4 protein-coding genes are annotated in these 5,888 nt (G+C 66.6%); all 4 read right to left on the bottom strand.

What is annotated here, in order from left to right; translation table 11 throughout:
* A partial coding sequence (locus CH341_RS27355) for a biotin/lipoyl-containing protein (protein ID WP_342635041.1) occupies nt 1-341 on the bottom strand: 341 nt, incomplete at its 3' end.
* 123 nt (nt 342-464) lie between these two features.
* The gene (locus tag CH341_RS27350) at nt 465-3,419 is read right to left on the bottom strand and encodes a 2-oxoglutarate dehydrogenase E1 component (RefSeq protein ID WP_111422116.1); all 2,955 of its coding nucleotides are present in this window, start codon (nt 3,417-3,419) and stop codon (nt 465-467) included.
* Nucleotides 3,420-3,680: 261 nt separating this feature from the next.
* On the bottom strand, nt 3,681-4,466 hold the full coding sequence (locus CH341_RS27345; protein WP_146604645.1) for an outer membrane protein: 786 nt from the start codon (nt 4,464-4,466) through the stop codon (nt 3,681-3,683).
* 334 nt (nt 4,467-4,800) lie between these two features.
* Nucleotides 4,801-5,571, bottom strand: coding sequence for an outer membrane protein (locus CH341_RS27340; RefSeq protein WP_111422114.1), 771 nt, complete (start codon nt 5,569-5,571; stop codon nt 4,801-4,803).
* Nucleotides 5,572-5,888 lie beyond the last annotated feature (317 nt).

Below are 5,888 nucleotides of genomic sequence, written 5' to 3'. Positions count from 1 at the left end.
TGCTTGGCGGCTGCGGGCGCTGCGGCCGGAGCCGCCGCCGCGGGCGGCGGTGCGGCCGGCTTGGACGCGGGCTTCTCGGCCTTGGGCGCGGGCGCGGCGCCGCCGGCACCTTCCGCGATCTGGCCGAGCAGCGCGCCGACCGCGACGGTCTCACCGTCGGCGACGGCGATCTCCGACAGCGTGCCGGCGGCCGGGGCCGGCACCTCGATCGTCACCTTGTCGGTCTCGAGCTCGACCAGCGGCTCGTCGACCGACACCGAATCGCCCGCCTTCTTGAACCAGCGGCCGATGGTGGCCTCGGTCACGGACTCGCCCAGGGTGGGCACACGGATATCAACCATCGTCTTTATCCAAGGATCAGGCGGCGGACGCGGGGGCGACGGCGCGGATCGGGGTTCGTTCGGAGGGGCGCATCGGGCCGGGCGAACGTCCGGCCACGGGGGTCGAGAAAGGATCGCGACGGCTCAGCCGAGCGCATCGTCGAGGAACGCCTTGAGCTGGGCCAGGTGCTTCGACATCAGGCCCGTCGCCGTGGCGGCGGACGGCGGCCGCCCGACATAGCGGGGACGCCGGAACTCGCCGCCGATCTGGTTCATCACCCATTCCAGATAAGGCTCGACGAAGGTCCAGGAGCCCATGTTGCGGGGCTCCTCCTGGCACCACACCACCTCGGCGTTCTTGAAGCGGCCGAGGCGGGCCAGCAGGGCCTTGGTCGGGAACGGATAGAGCTGCTCGACGCGGAGCAGATAGATGTCGTCGATGCCGCGCTTCTCGCGCTCCTCGTAGAGGTCGAAATAGACCTTGCCGGAGCACAGCACGACACGGCGGATCTTGCGGTCCGGCGCGAGCCGGACGGTGTCGGCGTGACGTCCGTCCGCATCGTCGGGCAGCAGGCGGTGGAAGGTCGTGCCCGCCGCCAGATCCTCGAGCCGCGACGTCGCACGCTTGTGGCGCAGCAGGCTCTTCGGCGTCATCAGGATCAGCGGCTTGCGGAAGTCGCGCTTGAGCTGCCGGCGCAGGATGTGGAAGTAGTTCGCCGGTGTCGTGCAGTTGGCGACCTGCATGTTGTCCTCGGCGCACATCTGCAGGAAGCGCTCGAGACGGGCCGAGGAGTGCTCCGGTCCCTGCCCCTCGTAGCCGTGCGGCAGCAGGCAGACGAGGCCCGACATGCGCAGCCACTTGCGCTCGCCCGACGACAGGAACTGGTCGAACACCACCTGGGCGCCGTTGGCGAAGTCGCCGAACTGGCCTTCCCACAACACCAGCGCGTTCGGCTCGGCCAGCGAGTAGCCGTACTCGAAGCCGAGCACCGCCTCCTCGGACAGCATCGAGTTGATCACCTCGAAGCGGGCCTGGCCGGGCTTGACGTAGTTGAACGGCGTATGGCGGTTCTCGTTCTCCTGGTCGATCAGCACCGAGTGGCGCTGCGAGAAGGTGCCGCGCTCGGAGTCCTGGCCCGACAGGCGGACCGGATGGCCGTCGATCAGCAGGCTGCAGAAGGCCAGCGCCTCGGCGGTCGTCCAGTCGACGCCCTCGCCGGTCTCGATCGCCTTGCGGCGCGCGTCGAGGAAGCGCTGGATGGTACGGTGGAGCTGGAAGCCCTGCGGCACCGACGTGATCTTCTCGCCGATGTCGCGCAGATGCTCGATCGCCACGCCGGTGTTGCCGCGCCGCGGGTCGTCGCTCGGCGACGCCACCTTCATGCCGGCCCAGCGACCGTCGAGCCAGTCGGCCTTGTTGGACTTGTAGCCGTGGCTGGCGTCGAACTCGGCGTCGAGCCGGGCCCGCCAGTCGGCCTTCATCTTCTCGACCTCGCCGTCCGTCACGATGCCTTCGGCGAACAGCTTCTTCGAGTAGATCTCCAGCGTCGTCTCGTGCGACCGGATCTTCTTGTACATCAGCGGCTGGGTGAACGACGGCTCGTCGCCCTCGTTGTGCCCGTAGCGCCGGTAGCAGAACATGTCGATGACGACCGGCTTCTGGAATTTCTGCCGGAACTCGGTCGCCACCTTGGCCGCGAACACCACCGCTTCGGGATCGTCGCCGTTGGCGTGGAAGATCGGCGCCTCGATCATCTTGGCCGTGTCGGACGGATAGGGCGACGAGCGCGAGTAGCGCGGATAGGTGGTGAAGCCGATCTGGTTGTTGACGATGAAGTGAATCGAGCCGCCGGTGCGGTGACCGCGCAGGCCCGAGAGGCCGAAGCATTCCGCCACCACGCCCTGGCCGGCGAACGACGCGTCGCCGGAGATCAGCAGCGGCAGCACGCAGGTGCGGTCGTCGGTGGTGCAGCCGTGCTGGTCCTGCTTGGCGCGCGTCTTGCCGAGCACGACCGGGTTGACGATCTCGAGATGCGACGGGTTGGCGGTGAGCGACAGATGCACGCTGTTGCCGTCGAACTCGCGGTCCGACGAGGCGCCCAGGTGGTACTTGACGTCGCCCGAGCCCTCGACCTCGTCGGGCGTGAACGAGCCGCCCTTGAACTCGTGGAAGATCGCTCGGTGCGGCTTGGCCATGACCTGAGCCAGAACGTTGAGGCGGCCGCGATGGGCCATGCCCACCGCGATCTCCTTCACGCCGAGCGCGCCGCCGCGCTTGATGATCTGCTCGAGCGCCGGGATCATCGATTCCGAGCCGTCGAGACCGAACCGCTTGGTGCCCGTGAACTTGACGTCGCAGAACTTCTCGAAGCCCTCGGCCTCGACCAGCTTGTTGAGGATCGCGCGCTTGCCCTCGCGGGTGAAGTGAATCTCCTTGTCGGGCCCCTCGATGCGCTCCTGCAGCCAGGCCTTCTGGTGCGGGTCGGAGATGTGCATGAACTCGACGCCGAGCGTCTGGCAGTAGGTGCGCTTCAGGATCGCGATGATCTGGCGCAGCGTACCGAACTCGAGCCCGAGCACGCGGTCGAGGAAGATTCGGCGGTCGTAGTCGGCCGGGGTGAAGCCGTAGCTCTTGGGGTCGAGCTCCTCGTGGTCCTTGATCGGCTCCATGCCGAGCGGGTCCAGGTCGGCGTGCAGATGGCCGCGCATGCGGTAGGCGCGGATCAGCATCAGGGCGTGCAAGCTGTCCCGCGTCGCCTGCTGCACGTCGGCGGAGGAAAGCTCGACTCCGTAGTGCTGCGCCTTGGCGGCGAACTGGTCGTGCAGCCGGGTCGCGGCCTCATGGGTCTCGGTGTCGAAGATGCGGATCGGCCCTTCCTCGACCACCGGCCAATGCGCCTCCTTCCAGGAGGCACCGCGGGTCGAGCGCACCACGTCGGCCGAATTGTCCTTGAGGCCCGAGAAGAAGACGCGCCACTCGGTGTCGACCGCCTTGGGGTCGGCCTCGTATCGGGCGTACATGTCTTCGATGTAGGCGGCGTTGCCGCCGTAGAGGAACGAGGTGAGAGCGAATTGAGCGTTCGCGTCTTGGCGGGACATGAACGAGTCCTGATCGCGGGGCGAAGCCCCTGAGGGGGAGCGGGAGCAAGCCGGCCGGCCCGGGATCCTCCGCGGCCAGACGGTCTATTTATGCGCCTTCCCGCGCCGCGACAACGGTTTCGTGCAAAGGAATCGGCTTAAGAATGAAAATGGATTCACCCGATACTGAGCGGCCGTTCACCCGGTGACGCAAAAGCCCCGGAGGATCGCCTCCGGGGCTTCGCGACGAGTGCCGCCGGGGTGGCGGCTGACGGTCTCGGATCAGTACTTGGCCATCACCGGAGCCGCGCCGCCGAAGTTGAAGCGGTAGACCAGCTCGCTGCGGATCGTCTGCACGTATTTGTGCGAGTCGGTGTAGGCGACCACACCCACGAAGCCGGGCGAATAGATGGGGTCGGTTTCGGACTTGAAGTCCGAGAACCGGTACTCGGTCTTCCAGGTCAGGCCCGGAATCCAGCCGAGCTGATACTCGTAGCCCGAGCCGATGAACCATCCGCTCCGCGTGTTGCTGTCGACGTTGAGTCTCCCCAATCCCGCCCCGTCAATCTGGATCGCGGTATATCCGTCGAAATGAGCCTGCGTATAGCCGCCGGAGACGTAGGCCAGGAGCTGCGGGACCACCACATAGCCGAGCCGGCCGCCCGCGGCCCACGCCCATTTGAGCTTTTCCTCGCCCGTATAGGGCGTGGTGCTGAACGAGAGGGTTTGGTCGCCGGAGATGCTGGCGAAGTCGTAGTCGCCGAACACACCGACCACCCAGCTCGGCGCGAACTGGTAGTCGCAGCCCGCGCCGACGGTGCCGAACCAGCCGCGTCCGCCCGTCGTCGAAGAATAGGAGGCCGGAACTCCGCTGGAGAAGTACTCCGTGTGATCCTGATTCAACATGCCGTAGCCGCCGCCGGCGCCGACATAGCAGCCGCTCCACGCAGCGACGGGCAGGACCGACGGAGCGGGCGGGGCCTTGTAGGCGGGCCGCAGATCGGCCGCCATTGCAGAACCAAGTCCGCACGCGATGACGGCCGTGGTCGCCAGTAGCATCTTCTTCACGGGATCCCCCTCGTTCGTTTCGGCGGTGCCCCCGCTGGTCGCAACGGGACGAAACTCCCCGCGACGACTCCCCTTGCCGTGGCGGCACATCGAGCTTCTGCTTGCCTGGAAGAGGATACGTCCGGCCCGAAATGAAAGCTGTAGTTGTGCGGCAACACGGCGGCGAATTGGTGCGAAGGGCACCCGGCGGGCGGTTCGGTCGAACCACGCGGTCCGGAGCCGCACGAGGTTGCTGGCAAGACAAAGGCCCCGGAGCGAATGCTCCGGGGCCTGAACACAAACACGACCCTACTGATGCCGAACTGTCGGACGAGCCGCCCGCGGGTCGTATCGATCAGTACCGGGCCATCACCGGAGCCGCGCCGCCGAAGTTGAAGCGGTAGACCAGCTCGCTGCGGATCGTCTGCACGTATTTGTGCGAATCCGAGTAGCCGACCGGAGCGCCGGTCACATCGAAGATCGTGTCCGTCTTCGAGCTGAAATCCGAGAACCGGTACTCTGTCTTCCAAGTCAGGCCCGGAATCCAGCCGAGCTGATACTCGTAGCCGGAGCCGATGAACCAGCCGTCCCGGGTGCGGCTGTCGATGGAGACGGTCGCGGCAGGAACTCCAGGGAAGCCGGCGGAATAGCCATCGAAGTGAGCTTGCGTGTAGCCGCCGGACACATAGGCCAGGAGCTGCGGAACCACCACGTAGCCGAGCCGGCCACCGACGGCCCACTGCCACTTGAGCTTCTCCTCGCCGACGAGACCATTCGCGATGGTCGTGTCGCCCGAGAGGCTGGCAAAGTCGTAGTCGCCGAACACGCCGAGCACCCAGCTCGGGGCGAACTGGTAGTCGCAACCGGCGCCGACCGTGCCGAACCAGCCGCGGCCGCCCGAGGTGGAGGAGAGCGAGATCGGAGCTCCGACGAGGTCGTACTCGTTGTGATCCTGGTTCCACATGCCGTAGCCGGCACCGGCGCCGACATAGCAGCCGCTCCACGACGCGACAGGCGCCGGCGGAGGAGGCGGCGGCGCCTTGTAGGCCGGCCGCAGATCGGCCGCCATGGCCGAACCAATTCCGAACGCGACCAGAGCCGTGGTCGCCAGCAACATCGTCTTCATGGAATCCCCCTCTTCCCGATTCGTCGGTGCCCTGCTGATCTGCAACGGGACCGAATTCCCCCACCCGACCTAGCCGTTGCTGCCGGGGCACCTCGAACTTCTGCTTACCGGAAGAGGGTACAACCGGTCCCGATTGAAAGCTGTAGTTGCACGGCAACACTGCGCCGCAATCGTGTTCCCGGAGGATTACTCTAATACTAGTTGCGTGTATTATGCCACCGAACGCCGCCTCGACCGGGGCTTCAGTCGTAACCCCGGTCGCCAAGCCGACGGCTTCTTCGTCCGGCGGCCCTGAAACGAAAAGCGCCGCGACCTTC

This window comes from Rhodoplanes roseus (assembly GCF_003258865.1).
Classification (GTDB): Bacteria; Pseudomonadota; Alphaproteobacteria; order Rhizobiales; family Xanthobacteraceae; genus Rhodoplanes; species Rhodoplanes roseus.
This window is presented reverse-complemented; position numbering and strand designations above follow the sequence as displayed.

Bases quoted from the DNA above. Each gene is read 5' to 3' on its own strand.
- CH341_RS27340 (WP_111422114.1), bottom strand. From the start codon at position 5,571: ATGAAGACGATGTTGCTGGCGACCACGGCTCTGGTCGCGTTCGGAATT.
- CH341_RS27350 (WP_111422116.1), bottom strand. From the start codon at position 3,419: ATGTCCCGCCAAGACGCGAACGCTCAATTCGCTCTCACCTCGTTCCTC.